Below are 20949 nucleotides of genomic sequence, written 5' to 3' on the forward strand. Positions count from 1 at the left end.
GGTAGACGTCAGTGGAGCTATCCCCTGGGGATAGCGTTACTGTGCGTCAAAACTGCCGGAACAACGCCGCGGCCAGAATGCCCGCCGCAATGGCCGGCAGTGGCTTCTTCAGCAGCAGCATGGTGGTTGCCGTGGTCAGCAGGGCCAGTCGGGCGCCGGCATCCCCCTCCAGCGCCATCGGCGCCAGCAATGCGATCAACACGGAACCGGACATGGCGTTGATGAACTGTTTCACCCGCAAGCTGATGGGTACGAACGCCATCACGAACACGCCGCCCCAGCGGGTTGCCAGCGTCACGACTACCATGGCGAGCACGATGATCAGGGTGCCAAGGCCCGCGGTTTCAATGCTCATCGTTTTGCTCCAACCAGAAAGCCCCGACCATACCGCCTGCCAGAGCGCCCACGACCACATGGCTGTTGTCCGGCAGATACCGCCAGGCCAATAACGAGGTACCGGCGGCGACGATCCAGATGATGAGCATGCGCAGGTTTTTCTCCCCGCCCACCACCATGGCCAGCAGGAAGCAGCCCATCACCATGTCCAGTCCCAGGTGCTTGGGGTCCTGAACGGCACCACCAAAATAAATACCCAACCCGGTGCCGACGACCCAGAACGACCAGAGGGCGAGACCTCCACCCAATAGCAGTCCCATGCCCGGCTGCCCGCGGCTAAAGGCTTGCATAGACATCGCCCAATTGGCGTCGGAGGCGACAAGCATCACGCCATAGCGCCTGGCCGGTGAGAGATGACGCAACCATGGATAGAGCGTCGCCCCCATCAGCAGATGGCGAGCATTGATGGCGAAGACCGTGATTACCAGCGTGATCACTGGCACCTGAGGCCCCCACAGCTCCAAGGCCGCAAACTGCGCGGCACCGGCAAAGACCAGCGTGCTCATCAGAACGATCAACGGGTCATCCAGGCCAGACTGCGTTGCCGCCACGCCAAAGGCCGCGCCAAACGCCGTCACAAAGACAGAAATGGGCACGAGCTGCTTGAAGCCCGCCCATACCGCTTGGCGGTTAAATTCATGCAGTTGGGTATCAGTGCCTGACATACCACAGCTCCCTGTTAATCGCATCTGTTGTGGGGATTGGGTGATGCATAACCGTGCTCACGCACCTGGTAGAAGGTGAAAGGCGGCGTGATGCACACCTGCCGGCACTATGCGTGGAACAGGATTTGAAGAAAAGCGCATAGTTCAGCTATATACTATTCGATTATCAAATATATGAGTGGCGTGCATGACGTTCCAGGACCTGCAAATTGACTGGCTGAAGTGCTTTGTCGCCGTGGTGGATGCGGGCTCATTGTCCGGTGCAGCCCCGGCGGTGAATCGCTCCCAGTCAGCGGTGAGTATGCAGCTGAAGAAGCTGGAAGCGGCGCTGGGATGCCAGTTGCTGGTACGAGGTCCTCGGCAGCGTCAACTCACCCCCGAGGGGCAACGACTGCTGGGGTATGCGCGGCGAATGCTGGACCTACATGCCGAGACGCAGGCGGCATTTCATGGTGAGGAGTTGACTGGCCGCATTCGTCTCGGGGTCCCTGACGACTACGCCGCCAAGTACCTGACACCGGCACTGAAACGCTTCGCGCCGCTGCACGGTGCGGTTGAGATCGAACTGAACTGTGAGCAATCCACGTCCCTGATCCCCCGGGTCGAACGCGGCGACCTGGATTTGGCACTGATCTCGCGGGATCATCCCCAACGCGGCACCTTGCTGTTCCATGAGCCGATGGTGTGGGTGGGCTCCGCTCAATTCCAGGTGTGGCGGCGCGATCCGCTGCCCATCGCGGTCTATGAAGACACCAGCCTGGCACGGCGCGGTGCCATCAATTCGCTGGCCTTGCAGGGGCGCCGATACAAGGTGGTCTACAACAGCTCCAGCCTGGCGGGTCAGATTGCCGCAGTTGACAGTGGCCTGGCCGTTGCGGTGCTCACCCAGTGCAGCGCGCCGGCCCATCTGGAAATTCTGAGCAGCGAGCATGGACTGGGGCCGCTCGAACCCATGGAAGTATCGGTATACCGGAGCCGGGCCTCCCAGAGCTCTAAATCCGTCGATCGTTTGCACAGTCTTCTGATCAAGACGCTCAGGCACTCACTTCGCCCTGAACGAGATCATTCCGAAGCCTGAGTCCACACCGCGCATGCAGGGTCTCGGCATAGCGCTTCGAGCGATTGATACAGCGAGAGGGGCTTCTGGGCAGCGATTGTTCTGCGGTAGGCGTTGAACGCTGAGTGAGGTCGACGGAGTGACGACAGTATCCTGTACGGAAACGTCCTGTTCGGAGGGCGCGCGGAACAGGGTAGACGTCAGTGGAGCTATCCCAGGGGATAGCTTGGCGACTTAGCACTGCGGGCAGCGAGAATGCGAAAAACGAGATCAAGCGGTTAATTGTGGAGGAGAACGACAGCAGGGCGAGTTTGGTCAGTGCGCGGCGGATTTCTGTACGGGAGCGTCCTGTTCGGAGGGCGCGTGGAATTCCATGGAGCTCAGTGGAATTATCCCCAGGGGATAGCCTGGCGGCATCGCTAATGCAGGCCCCACTTCGGAAGCCGCCGCGTGGGAGGCGGCGGCTCTCTGGTGGTGGGCCTAGTCGCTGGCAGGTTCCGGGTCGCCAGAGGTCGGCTTTAAACTGAGGGTTGCCGACTCCAGGCGGAACGGCAGGATGCCAACCCGGCGCGCCTCGATCTTGAACGTGACGCGCTCGTTCTCGTCGGCGTCCTCCCATTCGTCGCGCATGGTCCGGCCTTCGACCAGCACGCGCATGCCTTTCTGGTAGAGGCTGACCCAGTGCTCCGCGTCGCGGTGCCAGATCTCGACAGGGGCCCAGAAGCCGCCGCGGTCCTCGAAAGTCCCGTCCCGCTTTGGGACGGGGTTGTCGAAGTAGACGTTCAGGCGCAGCAACCGGTTTGGCTGGTCATTGCCATTGGTAAATTCACGATACTCCGGTGCCGACCCGATATTGCCTTCACCGTAGAAATGGGTGCTCATGTTGGACTCTCCGTGATGGGGGGGACGAACTGTGCTGGTATGGCCTGCGCAGAGGGTAAGGGGGCTCACTAGGGCGGCGGTCGGTACTTCGGTGCGCTGATGCAAGATGCCTCCTGGCGGAGCTGATATACTGCGTCAGCCTCGGCCATCTTGTTGGCGCAGTCCCGAGCCTGTCGGCCGAGGCTGTGCAGCAGGCTGATTTGCATGTTCAGCACGACCCTCTGGTGCTCGAGGGCATGGAGGTCAGCGAGGAGATGGACCGGTGTGGCGGGGCTTGCCATCATCGCCTGCCACAGGGCCACCCCCATTGCGGAGCGGTCGGTTTTGCGCCAGCGCAGAAAGGTCGTGCCTGCGCCAGTGGTCTGCTGGGCCAGTTCGACGGGTAGCAGGCGAAACGGATAGCCGCTCACCTGTGGCAGCACGCGCCGTTGCGCCAGGGTGATCAACTGGTCGCGCAGCGCGTGACATTGGTTGGCCCAGTCCTCCAGACCCCCGTTACCTTTAAAAGGCTTTAAAAGGCCTTTTAGAGAGGCTGCCTGTTCCAGGCTCAGGAAGTCAGCCTGTTGCAGCGGCTGGAAATGCCGACACGGTTTTTGAGTATGTTCCGTCATGCTGGATCCTCCTCGTTGGAGGCCGCCGGGTCGGCCGGTGTCGGGTTGTCGTCTTGCTCACCGTCGGCTGCAGACTCGCTGGTATCGGTACGCTGGAGCTTGCTCCGACGAACAATCGGCGGCGCGAAGCCCGAGCGGCGGGTCCCCTCGAGTACGTCTTGCGGTAACTCGCCGAACTTCTCCAGAGCCGCTCGTGCGGCTGCGTTGTTCGCCGCAAAGTCGTCACGGCTGCAACCGGAGTAGCGGTACTGCTGGGCCAGGGAGAACAAGCTGCGCAGGGCATGGGCACCCTCGTTGAGCCAGCGCTCGAGCGTGCTGCGGTCGATCAGTGCCGTGTGGTGAGCGAGGATTAGTTTGCGTGCCAGGTCGTCGAAGTCCGCCAGGAGGTACACCGCCGCAAAGCCGAGCTGGGCATTGACGAACAGCGGCAGCTTGACGGGTTGTACGTTCAGGTTCTCCCCCAGACTCAGTGCGGGCGGTACCGCCGCTAATGCCTGGTCGACCTGTTCGCGTAGCGCCAGCAGGGCGGCCTTGGTCTGCTCCAGCTTCTCCTCGATCCGAAGCATCCACCAGTCGCTGTAGGGATCGTCCTGTTCCGCGCCCCGTTTCATTTTGTTCATCGCCGCGATGAAACCGTTTAGGCCGACGATCGCGGGTTTGCCTTCGGTGGCGGCGCGACCGTGCCAGATGCGTGAGGCGTGGTGGGTATGCAGCGTCAGCGACATGGCGCTGCGCAGCGCCCCGAGGTTCAGTTGCAGTGGACCCGTGTTTGCCATGGTGATGACCCGCTGTTGAGTAACGAGTCGCCAGCATCACCCTCAAGCGGAAGGCTGTCAGTCGATTAATGGAACCCGGGGCATCCCCGGATTGATTGGCTGTGGTGCAGGCGAGCGCGCTATCCCCCGGGGATAGGTCTCCGCCGAATTCCCGAGCTATCCCCTGGGGATAGGGTCCAGCCGAACCCGCGAGTTATCCCCCGGGGATAGGGCTCTGCCGAACCCGCGAGCTATCCCCTGGGGATAGGACCGAGCCGAACTCGCGAGCTATCCCCCGGGGATAGGGCTCAGCCGAACTCGCGAGCTATCCCCCGGGGATAGGTCCCAGCCGAATTCACGGGCTATCCCCTGGGGATAGGGTCCAGCCGAACCCGCAAGTTATCTCCCGGGGATAGGGCCCTGCCGAACCCGCGAGCTATCCCCCGGGGATAGGTCCCGACCGAACTCGCGAGCTATCCCCCGGGGATAGGACCGAGCCGAATTTGCGAGCTATCTCCTGGGGATAGCGTCAGCGAGTGCCACTGATGGCTACGGCCACGCCTTTGGCGCTCTGGTTACCGCTCTAGCTGTTGCGCAAGAACTCGCGCAGCTTCGCCAAATGCGCCTGGGCGACTTCAGGGGAAGCGACCTTCGGTTTGGGCGAAGAGGGCGTTGATGCTGCTGGCGGTGGCCGTGGCGATGGTGACGCCGGATGTTCTGGTGGTGGCGTTGCAGGGGGCGAGGCGGCCACAGCCTGGCCGAGCCAGACGTTGAACTCGCCGTGAAGGGCACGCTGGATGATGCCGAACAGGTAGCCCGCGGGGTTGCGGACGCTGTCCGTCAGGCAGCGGGCGTCCCATTCGTCGAGCACGGCCTGCTGCAGTGTCGTGTCCAGCTGTTGCAACGCGACCAGGGCGCCCGCCTGCTGCTCGTGTTTCAGGTGCTGGAAGCGCTCCGGCAGCTGCAGCCCCTCGTGCGCACGCGCGCGCGGTATACGTATTTTATTAATACTAATACTTACTGTACGGTCCTTCTTCGGATTCCGAAGAGCGCCGTCAGACGGGGCTTTCGCCCCTGGTTCGGATTCCGAAGTGAGGCGTTCCTGATTCCGAAGAAGGGCACTCTGATTCCGAAGAAGGGCTTTCGAGCCTTCTTCGGAATCAGGCATCGCTTCGTCCTGGTGCTGGCGCATCATGTCCTGGTCGTGATCCGTCAGGCGTTGCATCAGCACCTGCAGGCGGGTCGGCAAGGTACGGTGACTGAGCAGCGGATCGTCGGCGATCTCGTTCAGCGTGTTCAGGGCGACGGTCCGCACCGCTTTGGCGGCGTGATTGAGTGCCTGACTTACCAGCTCGAGGTAGTCCGCATCGAGCTGTATCGCCTCGAACGGTGTCAGGGGCTCGTCATGCAGCACATAGACATTGCCGAGGATGCGCCCCGTTTTCGGGTCGCGGCGTCGACGCACCAGGCTGAGCCAGCGCGTCAATCGCAGTTGGGTGAGGGCACGGGCCACGGTCTCATGGGAGGCACGGGCGCCGCAGGGCATCGAGGCCAGAAAGGGACTCAACTGTGAGTAAGTGGGCAGGGCAGTAACGCCTTGATCGTTGAGCAGCAGGCGGAATACCTGCCAGGCGTTGCGCTCGAGCGGCGTCAGGCGTGTATCGAGAAACAGCGCGCGGGGCACGCTCTCATGGCGATTGCCGCTGTAGAGCAGGCCGTCGCCGGGCGCGCTGGCGTATTGTGTCGGTGTGAGCTTTTGCAGAACGTCGTCAAAGAGATCGGATAGCGGGGCGGGTCCTGCGCGCCGGGAAGGGTCATCCGCCGCCATGGCCTAGCCCAAGTCCTGGTCAACCCAGTTCCGTATCGCGGCCCAGACGACCGACAGGGGCAGTGCCATGCTTTCAGACAGATCCATGGCCACCTCCAGCAAGGAGGCGTCATCGTCGAGACTGACGTTCCTTTCTGTGGTGAGCCGCTTCCACTGCTGCCACAGCGCCGTATCCTGAGCTTCGTCGAGCACCGGGTGACGGCCCTTGCGTTTCGGCAGCCCGAGTACGTCGCGCCGCAGGGCGATTTCCTGGTGGGTCAGACCGTAAAACCGGCTCACCATGTCGGTGCTGGCACCGAGGCGCAACATCCGGTCCACCCTGGCGATTTCCCGCTCCACGTCCTGCGCCTGGCTCAACAACCGCTTGAGCACGTCCCGGTTGATGGACACCGAGCACCAGGATACCGTCGCGTTGACGAGCACACTGACCAGGGCCGGATGCTTCAGCGCATCCAGCTCCTCGTCACCGAAGCCCATGGCCTTGCAGCGACGAAGCTGACCATTGCGCAGATCATGGAGTGCCTGGGCGATCACGGCCTGGTTGAGCGGGTGTGGTGATGACATCTTGGCCTCCCTGGCTTAGCAGCCTCAATCAACGCGATCGGCCTCAAGGTCGAACAGCCGTCGGGCCAGGCGCAGGAGGCGGAACAGCTTGACCAGCGCCGTGTCGCTCAATCGCTGGTCCGGATTACCCCGGCCGAAGAGCAGGTTGGCCAAGTGGTCGGATAGCAGCCCAGGGTCCAGGCCCTTGGTCGTGGCGTCTTCGCCGCTGAGGGATACCAGCAGAGCCAGCGCAGTGCGGGCGAACGGCGGTAATGCCTGCAGACGTTCATCAGGCAGCGTCACACAGCTAAAGCCGATGCCGTCATCAATCGGTTCGATGTGGTCGTCGATGGCGGCTTCATCGGCAATCTCGCGCGCGAACTGGGTGATATGCAGCCGCAGGCGTTCCGGTTCATCAAGGCTGGGCTCGATGTACCAGACATCGGAAATCGGATACAAACCACCGGCCTGGACGGGGATTGCCTGCAGCACCCTGGCGTCAAACTCGGCCGGTGCCTCATCACCCATCTGTTCGGCCATCAGCTGCTGGATGGCCCGCAGGCGTTCGGTGGTGGGCGCTTGAGAGACGATGTGGTTTTGCAGACGGCTGTCCGCCGGCGCTAACGCCACGTCATCATTTCCTGCAACGGCCGGTTCGGCACCGCCGTCCTGCGGGATGAGGGTTGTCGGCTGCTGGCGTGGCGGTTGATTCGACTGCCCTGGCGCCGCCCTGGACTGTTCGGTTCCATGGGGTGGTGTCGTGGTTGAGGGCGTGGATGTACCCGGCGCAGGTTCGCTGCTCAACACGCGCTGCCGGTTTTCGCTCTCACTCAGCTCCAGACTCAGGGTGTCGTAGTCGACATCCAGGATCTCGGCCATCTGACCGATCAGCTCGTCCAGTGCCCGCTCTGCGGAGAAAGCTTCCGGTGCGGCATCGAACTGAGCCAGCGTATCCTGAAAGAACGATTGAAAATCGGTCAGCGCGTCACGCGCGGTCGCATGGCCTGCCCAGACCCGTTCACAGGCGTTACGCATCACGGCGAGCCGCTCGACCTGATGCCGGCCCAGCCCGCCGTAGAGGAGATTGGGAATCGCCGGCAGCAGAAAGTGCACGGCATCGAGCATGCGGCTGATATGCGATTGCGGCAAGGGGTAGCCATCGGCTTTCAGGCGTCTAGCCAATTCGGACTGGGACAGCGCTTCACCGCTTTCTTGCTCATAAAACTCGCGGGCTTTTTCTACGCCGAGCGCCCGCTCGATGAAGGTCAGGCCGCCGCGCAGTTCGTTTTCGGCCAGGTGGCCTGTCAAGGCGACGATCTCGCCACGTTCCGGCCAGGGCCGGAATTGGCAGGCGATGCGGAAGAAACGTTCCTCTTTGGTTTCCGCCCAAAGCTCGCGCAGGATTGCCAGCCGGGTATTGCCACCGTTGCGGACAATGAAATGCTCGTCGCCGGGGCGTCGGGTAATCGCCGGCGGTGCATCCAGCCCCCGTTCCCGGATTGAGGCCTTGATATCGTCGTACGCCCGATTACGTTTGAGGCGCGGATCATGGTCGTACGGGCGCAACTGGTCCAGCGTCACCACCATGGGCGTGTCGGCGATCGGATCACTCAAGGCGGTGGCAGAGGGGCCCTTGCGCTCGAACCCGTTGGCCAGCAGCTCCGTCGCCATGTGCTCGGGTGTCAGCTCAGCCATGACCACTCTCCTTTGTATTGCCATCCGCGGCCTGCCGGGTAGCACGGCGTAGCTGGGCACGGGCGTTCAAGCCCGCGCGGTGATCGCTGGCGGTTGAGCTGGTGTAGATCGAGGCGTGGCCCGGTTTGCTGAATTTCAGATGGCCGCCCGGTGTGCGTTTGACGTGCCAGCCCTCGCTCAGAGCAAATTCTATCAGCGCACGCAGCCGTTTATGGCCGCGCGTCAGTTCATAGGCACGGGCCATTCTCGTCACTCCGTGTCTCGCCATTCGTCCTGGACCGGCCGGTCACACTTGCGAACTTGTCGCGCCAGGCGGGGAACAGCTCGCAGGCCAGTGCGCGCATGGTATCGAGTGCGGCCGGCGCCACGCGGCCCGTGGGCGCGCGATACTCAAAGCGGTGTACCGGTAACCGCCGGGTTGATGCACGGGGGTAGGTTTCAATGGCCGGGACGATGGTCGTCAGAACCTGCATACTGCCGTGTTCCTGGAACAGGTGTCGCAGTGACTGGTGGATCAGCTTTGCATTGGTTGAAACGGGGTGCACCCGGTTGATAAGCAGCTGCAGAGGTGGCGGCTCGATGCCCAGATGACGATAGGGGGTGATGTCGTTGATCAGCTGCAGTGTACCGCGGCGCAGCTCGCGCGCTGCCAGAATCTCCGGCGTGACCGGCGACAATGCCATATTGGAGGCCAGTACCGCCATTTCCAGGAGCACGCTGCGCGCGCCCTGGGTGTCGATCAGTACCAGGTCATAGTGCGACGCCAGCATGGGTAACAGATGGCGCAACCGCAGGCGTCCATCCGGAGCATGCAGCAACAGCGTGTTCAGGTCGCCTCTGTCGTCGTTGGACAGCACCAGGTCCAGGCCCGCGATGGCTGTTCGGGACACCAATTGGTCAATGCGATGCTCGTTAAACGCCAGGAACTCGTAAATTCCGCCCGGGGCGCGGTGGACCAGTTCGTAATAGGACGACAGCGTGGGCTGCACGTCCAGATCGAGCAGCAGCACGCGCAGGCCAGCATCGGCGGCGAGACCACCCAGATTAGCGGCGGTGGTGGTTTTACCGACGCCGCCTTTGGTCGAGATAATGGATACCACCTGCATGGGGCGCTCCTTGGAAGTAGCAGAGAAGTCCAGGGGGGGGCGAATCAGGCCCGGTCATTGAGTCGATCGGCAATCCATTGCTCGATCTCGGCCGAATCCCAGCCGACCGCGCGCACGCCGATACGGATTGCCTGGGGGAACTCGCCTTTTTTCATCAGGTTATAAATGTGCGCGCGCTTGAACCCGGTTTTGGTTTCCACCTCATCACGTCGCAGGATGCGACGTTCGCCAGGCGGAAATAGGGAAGTCTGAGACATGAGGGGCACTCCTTAACGCTCAGCAGCGTTTGTTGGCGTGACCCTCATTAAATAGACGTGGATACTGAAGTACATTGCAAATGCAATTTGAGGGATTGCAACTACAAGCTGGCATTATTCAGGAAATTGCGCTGCGGATTTTTCGCCGGGCGCTGGCAAACTTGCCGTTCAAGGTACGCTCGGTAATTCCCATGATGCCACTGTGATTAGCGATCAGTGCGCTGACGATGGCTTCCTGCGTTTTAAAACTGGAATAAGGCACACCCGAGGGGGAGTGGCCTAGCATCAATTCGAGAAGACTGCCGATAATGTGCAGATAAGTGCTCTCGGCGCGATCGCTAAGAGGGCATTGGTTGGGTGCTGAAACGGTTTCGCGTTGCCTCGATAATGAATCATACAGCTCCTGGATACTGCGCAGATCGCGGCGGCAATGTTCAAGTTGTACTCTTAAAGCCTGGCGTTCAATCAGCATGGCGTGCCCTGTCTCCAGGGTGATGGCAGGGTGGACGAGTCGTTCTCGGCGACTGAACAAAAAGCGCGGGCGCTGCTCTGGGTAGTGATCTCGCATCCAGCGTTTGAGGTCAATATGACGGATCGTCAGGTCGGGCGAATCCCACAACGCCGGGTCGTTCAGCGTGATACCGTCGCGACCGTAAGGCAGCTCGCCATTTACAATGGCGTCGTAGATTCTATCCGTACAGAGGCGTAACTCGCCCCATCGTGGGCAGTCGAGCCTCTCTGGTAGGTGCCTGGATGGCGTCATTTCCGGCAAAATATTGTGCTGGTACTTTAATAGTCCTGCCCAGCGAATAGCCGCTTCGATGGGGCGATAGAATATCTGCGATAGTGAGTTGCTTCCGTGCATATGTCCACCTCCTTGGTGTGACTTGAAGTAACGAGTTTTAAATCGAGATTTATCTCCTTGGTGTAAAGGGGGATGAGGCTGTTGAATTCAACGTTAAATTGGGAATGTTACATTTTTATGTGTTCGGCTATTCGAGCCTGAATCGGAATAATTCGAAATAGATTCGGAAAATTCTGCATGTTCGAGCGCTTATCCGTTAACGGCCATTTTGGCTTTTATTGCTGAAGTCTTGAAGAGTTAAAACTAGTGTTTTAAATGATGGTTTTAATGTAATTCTGGATTTTTTATAACTCTTTTCTAGTGTTGTGGTGTCTGTTATTTTTTGGTGGGGTTTAGATGTTCTACGAGATTGTTTAGAGTTGCGCATTAAACAAGCGTATAAAAATTTTATAATTTCTGTAATCAGTGCTTTAGAAAGGTTTGATCAACTCTGGCTCTTGCGACAACCGAGTCTATCGACTGTATCCAGGACGCTCGGTAGGAGCAGCACTAACATACCTCGCCATCGTCCCAAAGCTGCTGAACCCAGCGACGTAGCGCTGTGCTGCCCACAGCTAGTGAGCGACAGATGTCAGTAAAGGAGTACTCTTGATCCAGAACAAGACAGATGCCTCGTGCTTGAACTCAGCTGAAAACGATCGACGTTGTCTTGTCATAGAACACCTCATCTGCGGTGGTGACTGTACCGTCTAAATCAGTGTCCGGAATCAGTGAACCACTACAGAATTACCGCCAGGAAGAACTTTCCGTCACCTCGACTGCTAAATCACACATTGAATTGGCGAGGGCAGGGCAGGGCAGGTGCCTCAGCCGCTGATCTTGGTCGAGAAGGTCGCGATTGGTTGCCCACTGTGCTGCGTGGTCGAGGTCGAACTTTCCGAAACCGCTTCGCTTGCGCTGTCAGTTAGGGGGCTCAATGGTGACCTTGATGGATCGGCGTAGATTTTGTTGGATTCGTCTATTTGACGGGTCCAAAAAACAAGGCTAATATTGTGGCCACCTTGCAGTAGTGGTAGAGAAATAAGTCTTATATATTAACAACTTAGAGCTCTAGTGTTTGTCTCGTTTCCCGCTCCAAATTTTGATCTACAGACGTCCACTGGAGTCTGTAAGTCTTTGAAAAAGGAGCGAAAGCTCCTTTTTTCGTTCCAGAGAACTCCTCCGAAAACCACCTGCGGCCAGCCTCTTTGAGGCGAGACTTAAGATCACGAATGCGGGTGCCAGTTCCGGGTTGTTGCGGGCAAGTGGAAGCCGTGACGAGCATAGAGTCCAGCTTTCAGCATGGAAACTATGAGTTTGCACCCTCCAACCCCGGTTAGGGCATCCAGGAAAACGTGCAACAGCCGTGGCACGAGCGACCCTTTCCCTTTTGGCAGGCGGTTGAAAATATGATTGGCTGCAGTAGCGCTGGCTGTTTCTTGTTCAAATTTGACGGATTGGCCGCACTTTCTTGGGCATTTTTTTGCCCGATGCGTCGCCCTGTGTAGCCGATTGCGGGCCGTCAGGCGGATTATCTCTGCAGGTTTCGCATACGGAGCAGTTTCCAGCCCATCATCGTCAGCTGGAACAGGCTATGCACCTTGTCCCGTCCGCGCAGCATCACCTGCCGGATGGGACCGATTTCCTTGCCCCGGCCAAAGGGCTCTTCCACCTGTTTGCGTAGCTGCATGCTGACCTGGTAACTCCCGTGGCGGCAGGTGCTGAAGCTCGAATGATGCCACACCGGATCGTCGATCGTTAACCCCACAAACCAGCGGTACAGCAGGTTGTAGCTGATCTGCTCGACCAACTGGCGCTCGCTGCGGATGGAAGAGATTATTCGCAGCCGCTGCGCGTGAATCCGGCGCCCCGGCGGAATCTACTGCCGGCCGCCGTCAGCATAGATACCATCAAGCAGCCAGTTAAGGCGTTCCATAGTCCGGTCGGTCAGCTCATTGCTTTTGCGGCGTTTTCGTCCTGTTGCAGGCTGGCCGGTGCTGGGGCGGACAGGCTGCCCGCGAGCATCGCGACCAGGTTGGCCTTGTAGTTTTCGAGTCGGTATATGGCTTTTGACTGCCCGTGCTCTTTGACCAGTCGGCGCCACTCGCTAAGTGACTGGATCATGTTCTCGACCACAAGTGCCAGGCGTAAATTGATCAGATCCCGGGGTATTTCCGGCAGGGTTTCGCGGATCAGTCTGGCGACCTGGCTCAGGCTCTGGTCGTACTTGGTGTAAAAGCGCCGCTTCTGCTCGATGGTTGAGGCCCTGATCAGGTTTTCCATGAATCCAAGGTAGTTCGGGCTGCCTTCTGGATGGTCCAGCTGCCCGGCCAGCGGATACACCAGCGCCTGCACCAGCGCCTGAAGATTATGGTTCCGTCCATCGGTCTCCAGTTGCGCAAGATAGTGCAGGCGGCACTCGTTCACCATTGGCATTCGGTAATCGAAGATCGCTTCGATCAGGTCCTCTTTGGAGCCGAAGTGGTAGTGCAGAGCAGAGGTGTTTTTCTGCTTTGCTTCCACCGCAATCTGGCGCAAGGATACGCCTTCGATGCCGGACTCGGCGAACATTCGCTCCGCTGTGATCAGCAGGGTATCTTTGGTTTTCAATGATGCCATCTGAGTATTGTCCACCTGTTCGCTATTAGCCTGGCGATGAAACAGAACGTTCTGACCTGTTTTATCGGTGCCCGTGAAGATCGGGCGGAATTTGAACGCGCCAGTCATTATACAACATGCTAATACGGTCGGTTTAACTCTGTAAAGTCACTCCGCCGCGTTGGTTGCCCGATACCCGCCGGGGCGCGGGTTCGGTTTTCCCCGGGCGGGCCGGTAGGGCAAATCTGCGTGGCTCTTGCCCCATCCTGCTTGTTCATTTTGAGGCAGGCTGCAGATCGTACCACACCTCCTTTGAAGCGGGCAGAAAGCCTGTTTTTCTATATATAGAAAGCGGATCAACAAAAGAAAGTGCTGTTATACCGTTTATGGCCTGCCGCAAAATTGATTCAAGAGGACAGCCATCATGACCCAGAAAGACAGCTACCAGCTGAAAACCTTGAGCCGAGGTCTAGACGCTCTGGGCGAAGCTTTGTGGGCGCTTGCCAGCGAGCGCCTGGTCGAATAAAAGGCGGTGGATCGGTGGCGTCCTCCTATGGCTGTCTCCAGCTGGCGGCCCTTGCCGGGTCGCCATGTTGTTTTTCGCCGGGCCCGGCCGGGTGCTTGCCCGGCGCTGGGCACGGGCCGAAACGTCCGGAAATAGCGCCGCCGTGCCGGCCACTCCCGCAGCATTCAGTACTCCTTCACCGTTTTCCCTCCTCTGTGCACTCGGCGTCCCGATCTCCGGCCGGTAGTGTTTTCCCCTGCACGCGTGCCGACGTGCCCATTGCCGCCGGCTGCGGGTAAATCACTTGCATTAATTTCTTGAAAAAAAATAAAGCGAGTGGTTTAATTTGGTTATTGTAATGCGATTGCTTTAAAACTCCCCCCGGGAAACCGGGGCTTTGTCATCACAGCAGGGTGCAGACTGGGTACTGATATGAATATCAATTACACCGCGCAAGACCAGGCGTTTCGGGAGGAAGTGCGAACCTTCCTGCAGCAGGAGCTGCCGACCGACATCGCCTGCAAAGTCAAGAACGACAAATACCTGGACAGGTCGGACTACGTCACCTGGAACCGGATCCTGTTCGACAAGGGCTGGAGCACGCCGAGCTGGCCGCAGCAGTACGGCGGCTGCACCTGGAGTGCCATTCAGAAGTACATTTTCGAGGAAGAATGCTTCCTGGCTGGGGCGCCGCGTATCTGGCCGTTCGGTATTGGCATGGTCGGGCCTGTGATCTACACATTCGGTTCCGAGGAGCAGAAAGCGCGCTTTCTGCCGGGCATCCGCTCGGGCGATGTCTGGTGGTGCCAGGGCTTTTCCGAACCCAATGCGGGTTCCGACCTTGCGTCGCTGAACACCCGGGCCGTGCGTGACGGCGACCACTATGTCGTTAACGGCCAGAAGACCTGGACCACCATGGGGCAGTACGCCGACTGGATCTTCTGCCTGGTGCGCACCGACCCTGAGGCCAAGAAGCAGCAGGGCATTTCCTTTCTGGTGTTCGATATGAAGACGCCGGGTATCACGGTGCGTCCGGTCATCACCGCGGACGGTGCGCACGAGGTCAACGAAGTATTTTTCGACAACGTGCGGGTGCCGGTCGACCAGCGTATCGGCGAGGAAAACAAGGGCTGGGATTACGCCAAATTCCTGCTCGACCACGAGCGCACCGGCATCGCCCGGGTCGGCGCCATCAAGGATCGCATCGCCCAGTTAAAAGCGGTCGCCACCCGCGAGACCCGCCAGGGGCAACCGCTGCTCTGTGACCCGCTGTTCCGCTTGCGTCTGGCCGAGCTAGAGGTGGAGTTCAAGGCCCACGAGCTGACCAACCTGCGCATGCTGGCTGGCGCCGGACACGGCAAGGTGCCAGGAAAGATAGCGTCGGTGCTGAAAATTCGCGGTAGCGAGCTGGTACAGAAAACCGAGGCCCTGATGACCGAAGCGGTGGGTATCTATGCGCTGCCCTTCGTGCCGCAAGCACGCACGGACAGCTGGGACGGCGCGCCCATCGGGCCCGACTATGCCGGCAGCAAGGCCGCGGTCTACCTGAACTCGATGAAGTACAGCATCTTCGGAGGCTCCAACGAGATCCAGAAGACCATCATTGCCAAAGAACTCCTGACCCTTTGACCGGAGACCCGCTATGGATTTTTCATTTTCAGACGATCAACTGATGCTGCAGGACAGTCTTGGCAAGTTGCTGGCCAGTCTGTATCCGGCCGAAAAACGTCACAGCCTGATGGCCGGCTTTCTGGGGACCGATGCTGCCGCCTGGGGGCAGTTTGCCGACATGGGCCTGTTCGGCATTGGGGTAGACGAAGCCTACGAGGGCTTCGGTGGCGATACCACCGACCTCTGTCTGGTGTGCGAAGGGATGGGGCAACGGCTGGCGCTGGAACCCTATTCCGGGCAGCAGACGCTGGCGGTGCCGCTGTTGCAACGTGCCGGCAGCGAACAGCAGTGCGCCGAGTTGCTGCCAAGGCTGGTCGATGGCTCGCTGAAGCTGGCCGCAGCCCTGGAAGAGCCGCATTCGCGTTTCGATCGGAGTGCGGTTGCAACCCGTGCCAGCAAAGTTGCAGGCGGCTATGTGCTCAGCGGTCACAAGGCGATGGTGCTCGGCGGTGACTGTGCCGACAAGCTGATCCTGAGTGCGCGTACTTCGGGCAATGACGGCGATGCAGCAGGCATTTCGCTGTTTATCGTCGATGTCGCCGAGGAAGGGGTCGACGTACAGCGCTATCCACTGCTCGACGGACGCGGGGCCGCCGACATTCGCTTTCGGGAGGTGCCGCTGAGCGAAGCCTGCCGTCTTGGCTGTGAGGGTGAGGCGCTGGCGGTGATCGAGCAGGCGAGTGATATCGCCACGGCGGCACTGTGCGCCGAAGCCGTCGGGGCGATGGCGGAGGCCAACCGGCTAACCGCCGAATACCTGGAAACCCGCAAGCAGTTCGGGCGCGAAATTGGCCGTTTTCAGACCCTTGCGCACAGGCTGGTGGACATGGAACTGGTCACCGAGCAGGCCCGCTCCATGATGCTCTATGCCGCGATGATGGCGGATACGCAGGACGCCACCGCGCGTCGGGTCGCGATCTCCCAGGCCAAGGTGCAGGTTGGGCGTTCCGCCCGTCAGGTATTGAAGGATGCCACTCAGCTACACGGCGGTATCGGCGTCACCGATGAATGCCTGATCAGCCATTACGTCAAAAAGCTGCTGCTGTGCGACCTGTTGTTCGGCGGCCAGGATCATCACCTCGCTCAGCTGGCGGCGGCCCTACCGCAATCTGCCTGATTTCACACGGAGACAATTGCCATGGCTTTACCGAAACTGTTCGACGACAGCCTGGAGCTGCCGTTGATCGCGGCGCCGATGTTTCTGACCTCGGGCCCCGAGCTGGTGATCGAGTGTTGCAAGGCCGGCGTGGTCGGTACCTTTCCGGCCCTCAATCAGCGCAGCAGCGAGGGCTTCGAGGACTGGCTGCAGACGATCAAGGGCTCGCTGGCGCAGTACCGCGAGGCGCACCCTGACAAGCGTGTGGCGCCCTTTGGCGTCAACCTTATCGCCCACCGGAGCAACGCCCGCCTGGAGGCGGACCTGGCGCTCTGCGTCAAGCATGAGGTGCCGCTGATCATCACCTCGCTGGGCGCGGTGCCGGAGCTGGTCGAAAAGGTCCATGGTTACGGTGGCATCGTCTTCCACGACGTGATCAGCCTGCGCCATGCGCGCAAAGCCGCCGGGGCCGGGGTCGATGGCCTGATCCTGGTGACCGCCGGCGCCGGCGGCCATGCCGGCAAGCTGAACCCCTTCGCGCTGCTCAATGAGGTGCGGCAGTTCTTTGACAAGACCGTGCTGCTTTCCGGCTGCCTGTCCACCGGCCGCGATATCGCTACGGCGCAGATGATGGGGGCGGACCTGGCCTATATGGGCACCCGCTTTATCACTACCCGCGAGAGCCTGGCCGAGCCACCGAACAAGCAACTGTTGCTCGAGAGCCGCGCCGAGGACATCGTCTACACCAACCGAATTTCCGGTGTGAATGCCAGCTTCATTGCTAAAAGCCTCGTGGACAACGGTTTCGATCCGGTACAGCTGACGCCGGACATGCCGCTGGCGCCGGAGCACAAGTCCGAAGCCGGCAAGAAGGCCTGGAAGGCCATCTGGTCAGCCGGCCAGGGCGTCGGCTCGGTCAACGACGTGCCCCACGCGGCCGAGCTCATCGGCGAACTGAAGGCGCAGTACCGGGCTGCGGTCTCGGCCTGGAAAGGCGCCAGCGCGAACTACAACCACTGACGGATACCGAAGGAACCACGCGACATGACTGAACAGGCTTACATTTTCGACGCCATCCGTTCGCCCCGCGGCAGGGGCCGGTCCGGCGGCGCGCTCAACGAGGTCAAGCCGGTAACGCTGCTGGCCGGCGTGCTGAATCATCTGAAAACGCGCAATGATCTCGACACCGCGGAGGTCGAGGACATCGTCATGGGCTGCGTCTCGGCGCTCGGCGATCAGGGTGCGGACCTGGCTAAGATCGCCGCCGCTGCCGCCGGCTGGGACGATAGCGTGTCCGGCGTGACGCTGAACCGTTTCTGCGGCTCGGGTCTCGAGGCGGTTAACCTGGCCGCGGCCAAGGTGCGCGCCGGCTTCGAGGACCTGGTCGTCGCCGGCGGCTTCGAGTCGATGTCGCGGGTGCCGATGGGCTCGGCCGGTGGCGCGATGGCGAACGACCCCGAAACCAGCCTGGCGATCAACTACGTGCCCCAGGGGATAAGCGCGGATCTGATCGCGACGCTGGAGGGCTTCAGCCGCGACGACGTCGATGCCTATGCCGTCGAATCCCACCGCCGTGCCGCCCACGCCTGGGCCAACGGCTACTTCGACCGCTCCGTTGTGCCGGTGCTTGACCGAAACGGCCTGCTGATCCTCGACCGCGACGAGTGCATCCGTCCGGACAGCAGCGTCGCATCGCTGGCCAAGCTCAAGCCAGCGTTCGAGAAGCCGGGACAGGGCGCCTTCGATGCCATCTGCCAGGCCCGTTACCCGCAGGTCGGTCACGTCAATCACGTCCATACCGGCGGCAACTCATCCGGTATTGTCGACGGTGCCGCCGCAGTGCTGATCGGCAATGCAGACAAGGGCCGTGCGCTGGGCCTCAGGCCCCGCGCCCGCATCGTCTCGACCGCGCTGGTCGGCACCGACCCGACCATCATGCTCACCGGCCCCGCGCCGGCGGCGCGCAAGGCGCTGGCCAAGGCGGGCCTTGGCGTCGACGACATCGACCTGTTTGAGGTCAACGAAGCCTTCGCCTCGGTGGTGCTGAAGTTCCAGAAGGAACTCGGCGTGGCGGCGGGTCGTGTCAATGTCAACGGCGGCGCCATCGCCATGGGGCACCCGCTGGGCGCCACCGGCGCCATGCTTCTCGGCACCCTGCTCGACGAGCTCGAGCGCCGCCAGCAGCGTTACGGCCTCGCTACCCTCTGCATCGCCGGTGGTATGGGTATCGCCACCATCATCGAGCGCGTCTGAACAGGAGCCATCCCATGAACGCCATTCGTTACGAAAAAGACAATGCCGGTATCGTCACCCTGACGATCGACATGCCGGGGCAGGCAGTCAACACCATGAGCCCGGCCTTCGCCGAGGCGCTCGAGGAGGCCGTCAGCCAACTGGAAAACGACGATATCAGGGGCGTGATCGTCACCTCCGGCAAGGACACCTTCTTCGCCGGCGGAGACCTCCACTACCTGCTCGGCATTGACGAGAGCCAGGTTGAATCCTTCTACGACAACCTGACCCGCAACAAGCAGCGCCTGCGCCGGCTCGAACAGCTGGGCGTGCCGGTCGTCGCGGCGATCAACGGCACCGCGCTGGGCGGTGGCCTCGAGATCTGCCTGGCCTGCCATTACCGGGTGGTGCTGGACAAGCCGAAGTCGGTGTTGGGGCTGCCCGAAGTCAGCCTCGGTCTGCTGCCCGGTGCCGGCGGCGTCACCCGCCTGACGCGCATGCTGGGTATTGACGGGGCATTGCCGTTGCTGCTCGAGGGCACCAAGCTCAAGCCCGCGCAGGCGCACGAGGCCGGGCTGGTCGATGAACTCGCCGCAACTGGCGACGACATGCTCGCCAGGGCTCGTGCCTGGATTGGTGCCAGCCCCGAGGCGCTTCAGCCCTGGGATCGCGAAGGTCATGCCATCCCCGGCGGCTCGGCGGCCGATCCGCGGATCGCCCAGACGCTGGCGTTCCGTTCCGCCAAGTTGCGCGGCCGCCACCGTGGCCTGACACCGGCGCCGGAGGCGATACTCGCGGCGACAATCGAGGGCAGCCAGGTTGATTTTGATACCGCTCTGCGAATCGAAAGCCGCTACCTGACCTCGCTGGTGACCAGTCCGGTGGCGAAGAACCTGATCAACCACTTTTTCCAGCTCAACCAGATTAATGGCGGCGCCAGTCGTCCGCAGGGCATTGAGCGCGCGGCCTTCAACAAGGTTGGCATCCTCGGCGCCGGCATGATGGGCGCGGGCATCGCCTACGCTGCGGCCAAGGCCGGTATCGAGGTGGTGCTCAAAGACGTCTCGCAGCAAGGCGCCGAGAAGGGCAAGGCCTACTCGACCAGGGTGATGGACGGCCTGATCACCAAGGGGCGCGCGACTGATGAAAAGAAAGCGGCCCTGCTGGCATTGATTCAGCCCACCGACAATGCGGAGGACCTGGCCGGGTGCGACCTGATCATCGAGGCGGTGTTCGAAAACGTCGAACTCAAGGCTCGTGTCACGGCGCAAGCGGAACCGCAACTGATCGACACCGGTATCTTCGCCAGCAACACCTCGACGCTGCCGATCACCGGGCTGGCCAAAGCGTCCGCAAGGCCGGAAAACTTTATCGGCCTGCATTTCTTTTCGCCGGTCGACCGCATGCCGCTGGTCGAGATCATCTGCGGCAAGCAAACCAGCGACGAAACCCTGGCCCGCTCCTTCGACTTCGTCCAGCAGATCGGCAAGGTGCCGATCGTGGTCAACGATTCGATGGGGTTCTTCACCTCCCGCGTTTTCCGTACCTTCATGGACGAGGGCTGTGCGCTGCTGGAAGACGGCGTTGATCCGCTGGTGATCGAGAGCCTCGCCCGGGCCGCCGGCATGCCGGTGGGACCCCTGACGGCGCAGGACCAGGTCAGTCTGAAACTGGCGTACGACGTGCGGACCGCGAACCGCAAGCTGGTCGTAGCCGAGGGCGGCGAGTGGAAGGTGCTGGCGACCGAGCGCGTCGGCAACCGGCTGGTCGAGGAGTTCAACCGCCAGGGACGAGCCTACGGCGGTGGCTTCTATGACTACCACGACGACGGCAGCAAGAGTATCTGGCCGCAGCTCTGCGAGATCTTCCCGCAGTCGGATCAGCCGCTGCCCGAGCAGGACATCAAGGACCGCATCCTGTTCCGCCAGGCGCTGGAAGCGGTGCGTTGCCTGGAGGAGAAGGTGCTGCGCTCGGTGGCCGACGGCAATATCGGCTCGATCATGGGCATCGGTTTCCCGCAACACACCGGCGGTCAGTTGCAGTTTATCAACAGCTACGGCGTGCGGGCCTTTACTCAGCGCTGCCTGGCGCTGGCACAGAAGTACGGCGAGCGCTTCACGCCGCCGGCGCTGCTGCTGGCAAAAGCCGAGAAAGGCGAGACGTTCGCCTGATTCGGGATCCCGGGACCGCAAGCCGCGGTCCCGGCTG

At 61.0% G+C, this 20949-nt stretch carries 19 protein-coding genes and 2 pseudogenes; 6 read left to right on the forward strand and 15 right to left on the reverse strand.

Going from position 1 to position 20949, the window contains the following annotated elements; genetic code table 11:
- Positions 1-46: 46 nt before the first annotated feature.
- Positions 47-355: an AzlD family protein gene (locus KDW95_RS01530; RefSeq protein ID WP_255854467.1), complete on the reverse strand. Its 309-nt coding sequence runs from the start codon at positions 353-355 to the stop codon at positions 47-49.
- A complete protein-coding gene (locus tag KDW95_RS01535; RefSeq protein WP_255854468.1) occupies positions 345-1061 on the reverse strand; it encodes an AzlC family ABC transporter permease in 717 nt (238 codons plus the stop codon). The genes KDW95_RS01530 and KDW95_RS01535 overlap by 11 nt, the downstream gene beginning before the upstream one ends.
- A gap of 187 nt (positions 1062-1248) precedes the next feature.
- Here KDW95_RS01535 and KDW95_RS01540 point away from each other — a divergent pair, with 187 nt between their 5' ends.
- Positions 1249-2139 (forward strand): LysR family transcriptional regulator, encoded by an 891-nt coding sequence (locus tag KDW95_RS01540; RefSeq protein ID WP_255854469.1) that lies wholly within the window; start codon positions 1249-1251, stop codon positions 2137-2139.
- Positions 2140-2598: 459 nt separating this feature from the next.
- Here the strand turns inward: KDW95_RS01540 and KDW95_RS01545 are convergent, their stop codons facing one another.
- From KDW95_RS01545 to KDW95_RS01605, 13 genes and pseudogenes are all read right to left on the reverse strand, one after another.
- Positions 2599-3000: a single-stranded DNA-binding protein gene (locus KDW95_RS01545; RefSeq protein ID WP_255854470.1), complete on the reverse strand. Its 402-nt coding sequence runs from the start codon at positions 2998-3000 to the stop codon at positions 2599-2601.
- Positions 3001-3068: 68 nt separating this feature from the next.
- Positions 3069-3611, reverse strand: coding sequence for a DUF3158 family protein (locus KDW95_RS01550; protein ID WP_255854471.1), 543 nt, complete (start codon positions 3609-3611; stop codon positions 3069-3071).
- The gene (locus tag KDW95_RS01555) at positions 3608-4387 is read right to left on the reverse strand and encodes a PFL_4669 family integrating conjugative element protein (protein ID WP_255854473.1); all 780 of its coding nucleotides are present in this window, start codon (positions 4385-4387) and stop codon (positions 3608-3610) included. Before KDW95_RS01555 ends, KDW95_RS01550 begins: the two co-directional genes overlap by 4 nt.
- A gap of 562 nt (positions 4388-4949) precedes the next feature.
- A complete protein-coding gene (locus tag KDW95_RS01560; protein WP_255854474.1) occupies positions 4950-6194 on the reverse strand; it encodes an STY4528 family pathogenicity island replication protein in 1245 nt (414 codons plus the stop codon).
- 3 nt (positions 6195-6197) lie between these two features.
- Positions 6198-6758 carry a DUF2857 domain-containing protein gene (locus KDW95_RS01565; protein WP_255854475.1) on the reverse strand — a complete coding sequence of 187 codons (561 nt, stop codon included), beginning with the start codon at positions 6756-6758 and terminating at the stop codon, positions 6198-6200.
- A gap of 24 nt (positions 6759-6782) precedes the next feature.
- Positions 6783-8432 (reverse strand): ParB family protein, encoded by a 1650-nt coding sequence (locus tag KDW95_RS01570; RefSeq protein ID WP_255854476.1) that lies wholly within the window; start codon positions 8430-8432, stop codon positions 6783-6785.
- Positions 8425-8676: a hypothetical protein gene (locus tag KDW95_RS01575; RefSeq protein ID WP_255854477.1), complete on the reverse strand. Its 252-nt coding sequence runs from the start codon at positions 8674-8676 to the stop codon at positions 8425-8427. The genes KDW95_RS01570 and KDW95_RS01575 overlap by 8 nt, the downstream gene beginning before the upstream one ends.
- Positions 8660-9538: a ParA family protein gene (locus tag KDW95_RS01580; protein ID WP_255854478.1), complete on the reverse strand. Its 879-nt coding sequence runs from the start codon at positions 9536-9538 to the stop codon at positions 8660-8662. The genes KDW95_RS01575 and KDW95_RS01580 overlap by 17 nt, the downstream gene beginning before the upstream one ends.
- A 44-nt stretch (positions 9539-9582) precedes the next feature.
- On the reverse strand, positions 9583-9795 hold the full coding sequence (locus KDW95_RS01585) for an AlpA family transcriptional regulator (RefSeq protein WP_255854479.1): 213 nt from the start codon (positions 9793-9795) through the stop codon (positions 9583-9585).
- A 118-nt stretch (positions 9796-9913) separates the two neighbouring features.
- Positions 9914-10660, reverse strand: a complete 747-nt coding sequence (locus tag KDW95_RS01590) for a hypothetical protein (RefSeq protein ID WP_255854481.1) — start codon at positions 10658-10660, stop codon at positions 9914-9916.
- Between the two features lie 513 nt (positions 10661-11173).
- Positions 11174-11316: pseudogene (locus tag KDW95_RS01595) on the reverse strand (transposase); the annotation flags it as partial.
- Between the two features lie 1034 nt (positions 11317-12350).
- Positions 12351-12479: pseudogene (locus tag KDW95_RS23565) on the reverse strand (transposase); the annotation flags it as partial.
- Positions 12480-12586: 107 nt separating this feature from the next.
- A complete protein-coding gene (locus KDW95_RS01605) occupies positions 12587-13258 on the reverse strand; it encodes a TetR/AcrR family transcriptional regulator (protein WP_255854482.1) in 672 nt (223 codons plus the stop codon).
- Between the two features lie 916 nt (positions 13259-14174).
- Between KDW95_RS01605 and KDW95_RS01610 the strand changes: the two genes are divergently transcribed.
- Genes KDW95_RS01610 through KDW95_RS01630 form a run of 5 tightly spaced genes read left to right on the forward strand, consistent with a single transcriptional unit; the run spans position 14175 to position 20912 of the window.
- Positions 14175-15371, forward strand: a complete 1197-nt coding sequence (locus KDW95_RS01610) for an acyl-CoA dehydrogenase family protein (protein WP_255854483.1) — start codon at positions 14175-14177, stop codon at positions 15369-15371.
- A gap of 13 nt (positions 15372-15384) precedes the next feature.
- Entirely contained in the window at positions 15385-16530 is a 1146-nt protein-coding gene (locus KDW95_RS01615; RefSeq protein WP_255854484.1) for an acyl-CoA dehydrogenase family protein, read from the forward strand.
- Between the two features lie 21 nt (positions 16531-16551).
- A complete protein-coding gene (locus tag KDW95_RS01620; protein ID WP_255854485.1) occupies positions 16552-17529 on the forward strand; it encodes an NAD(P)H-dependent flavin oxidoreductase in 978 nt (325 codons plus the stop codon).
- Positions 17530-17553: 24 nt separating this feature from the next.
- Positions 17554-18762 (forward strand): acetyl-CoA C-acetyltransferase, encoded by a 1209-nt coding sequence (locus KDW95_RS01625; RefSeq protein ID WP_255854487.1) that lies wholly within the window; start codon positions 17554-17556, stop codon positions 18760-18762.
- A 14-nt stretch (positions 18763-18776) separates the two neighbouring features.
- Positions 18777-20912, forward strand: a complete 2136-nt coding sequence (locus KDW95_RS01630) for a 3-hydroxyacyl-CoA dehydrogenase NAD-binding domain-containing protein (RefSeq protein ID WP_255854488.1) — start codon at positions 18777-18779, stop codon at positions 20910-20912.
- Positions 20913-20949: the final 37 nt, after the last annotated feature.

The organism is Marinobacterium rhizophilum, assembly GCF_024397915.1.
In the GTDB taxonomy this organism is placed as follows: domain Bacteria; phylum Pseudomonadota; class Gammaproteobacteria; order Pseudomonadales; family Balneatricaceae; genus Marinobacterium_A; species Marinobacterium_A rhizophilum_A.

Excerpts from the sequence above, each read along its gene's own strand:
- KDW95_RS01530 (WP_255854467.1), bottom strand. The coding sequence starts at position 355 with ATGAGCATTGAAACCGCGGGCCTTGGCACCCTGATCATCGTGCTCGCC.
- KDW95_RS01535 (WP_255854468.1), bottom strand. The coding sequence starts at position 1,061 with ATGTCAGGCACTGATACCCAACTGCATGAATTTAACCGCCAAGCGGTA.
- KDW95_RS01540 (WP_255854469.1), top strand. The coding sequence starts at position 1,249 with ATGACGTTCCAGGACCTGCAAATTGACTGGCTGAAGTGCTTTGTCGCC.
- KDW95_RS01545 (WP_255854470.1), bottom strand. The coding sequence starts at position 3,000 with ATGAGCACCCATTTCTACGGTGAAGGCAATATCGGGTCGGCACCGGAG.
- KDW95_RS01550 (WP_255854471.1), bottom strand. The coding sequence starts at position 3,611 with ATGACGGAACATACTCAAAAACCGTGTCGGCATTTCCAGCCGCTGCAA.
- KDW95_RS01555 (WP_255854473.1), bottom strand. The coding sequence starts at position 4,387 with ATGGCAAACACGGGTCCACTGCAACTGAACCTCGGGGCGCTGCGCAGC.
- KDW95_RS01560 (WP_255854474.1), bottom strand. The coding sequence starts at position 6,194 with ATGGCGGCGGATGACCCTTCCCGGCGCGCAGGACCCGCCCCGCTATCC.
- KDW95_RS01565 (WP_255854475.1), bottom strand. The coding sequence starts at position 6,758 with ATGTCATCACCACACCCGCTCAACCAGGCCGTGATCGCCCAGGCACTC.
- KDW95_RS01570 (WP_255854476.1), bottom strand. The coding sequence starts at position 8,432 with ATGGCTGAGCTGACACCCGAGCACATGGCGACGGAGCTGCTGGCCAAC.
- KDW95_RS01575 (WP_255854477.1), bottom strand. The coding sequence starts at position 8,676 with ATGGCCCGTGCCTATGAACTGACGCGCGGCCATAAACGGCTGCGTGCG.
- KDW95_RS01580 (WP_255854478.1), bottom strand. The coding sequence starts at position 9,538 with ATGCAGGTGGTATCCATTATCTCGACCAAAGGCGGCGTCGGTAAAACC.
- KDW95_RS01585 (WP_255854479.1), bottom strand. The coding sequence starts at position 9,795 with ATGTCTCAGACTTCCCTATTTCCGCCTGGCGAACGTCGCATCCTGCGA.
- KDW95_RS01590 (WP_255854481.1), bottom strand. The coding sequence starts at position 10,660 with ATGCACGGAAGCAACTCACTATCGCAGATATTCTATCGCCCCATCGAA.
- KDW95_RS01605 (WP_255854482.1), bottom strand. The coding sequence starts at position 13,258 with ATGGCATCATTGAAAACCAAAGATACCCTGCTGATCACAGCGGAGCGA.
- KDW95_RS01610 (WP_255854483.1), top strand. The coding sequence starts at position 14,175 with ATGAATATCAATTACACCGCGCAAGACCAGGCGTTTCGGGAGGAAGTG.
- KDW95_RS01615 (WP_255854484.1), top strand. The coding sequence starts at position 15,385 with ATGGATTTTTCATTTTCAGACGATCAACTGATGCTGCAGGACAGTCTT.
- KDW95_RS01620 (WP_255854485.1), top strand. The coding sequence starts at position 16,552 with ATGGCTTTACCGAAACTGTTCGACGACAGCCTGGAGCTGCCGTTGATC.
- KDW95_RS01625 (WP_255854487.1), top strand. The coding sequence starts at position 17,554 with ATGACTGAACAGGCTTACATTTTCGACGCCATCCGTTCGCCCCGCGGC.
- KDW95_RS01630 (WP_255854488.1), top strand. The coding sequence starts at position 18,777 with ATGAACGCCATTCGTTACGAAAAAGACAATGCCGGTATCGTCACCCTG.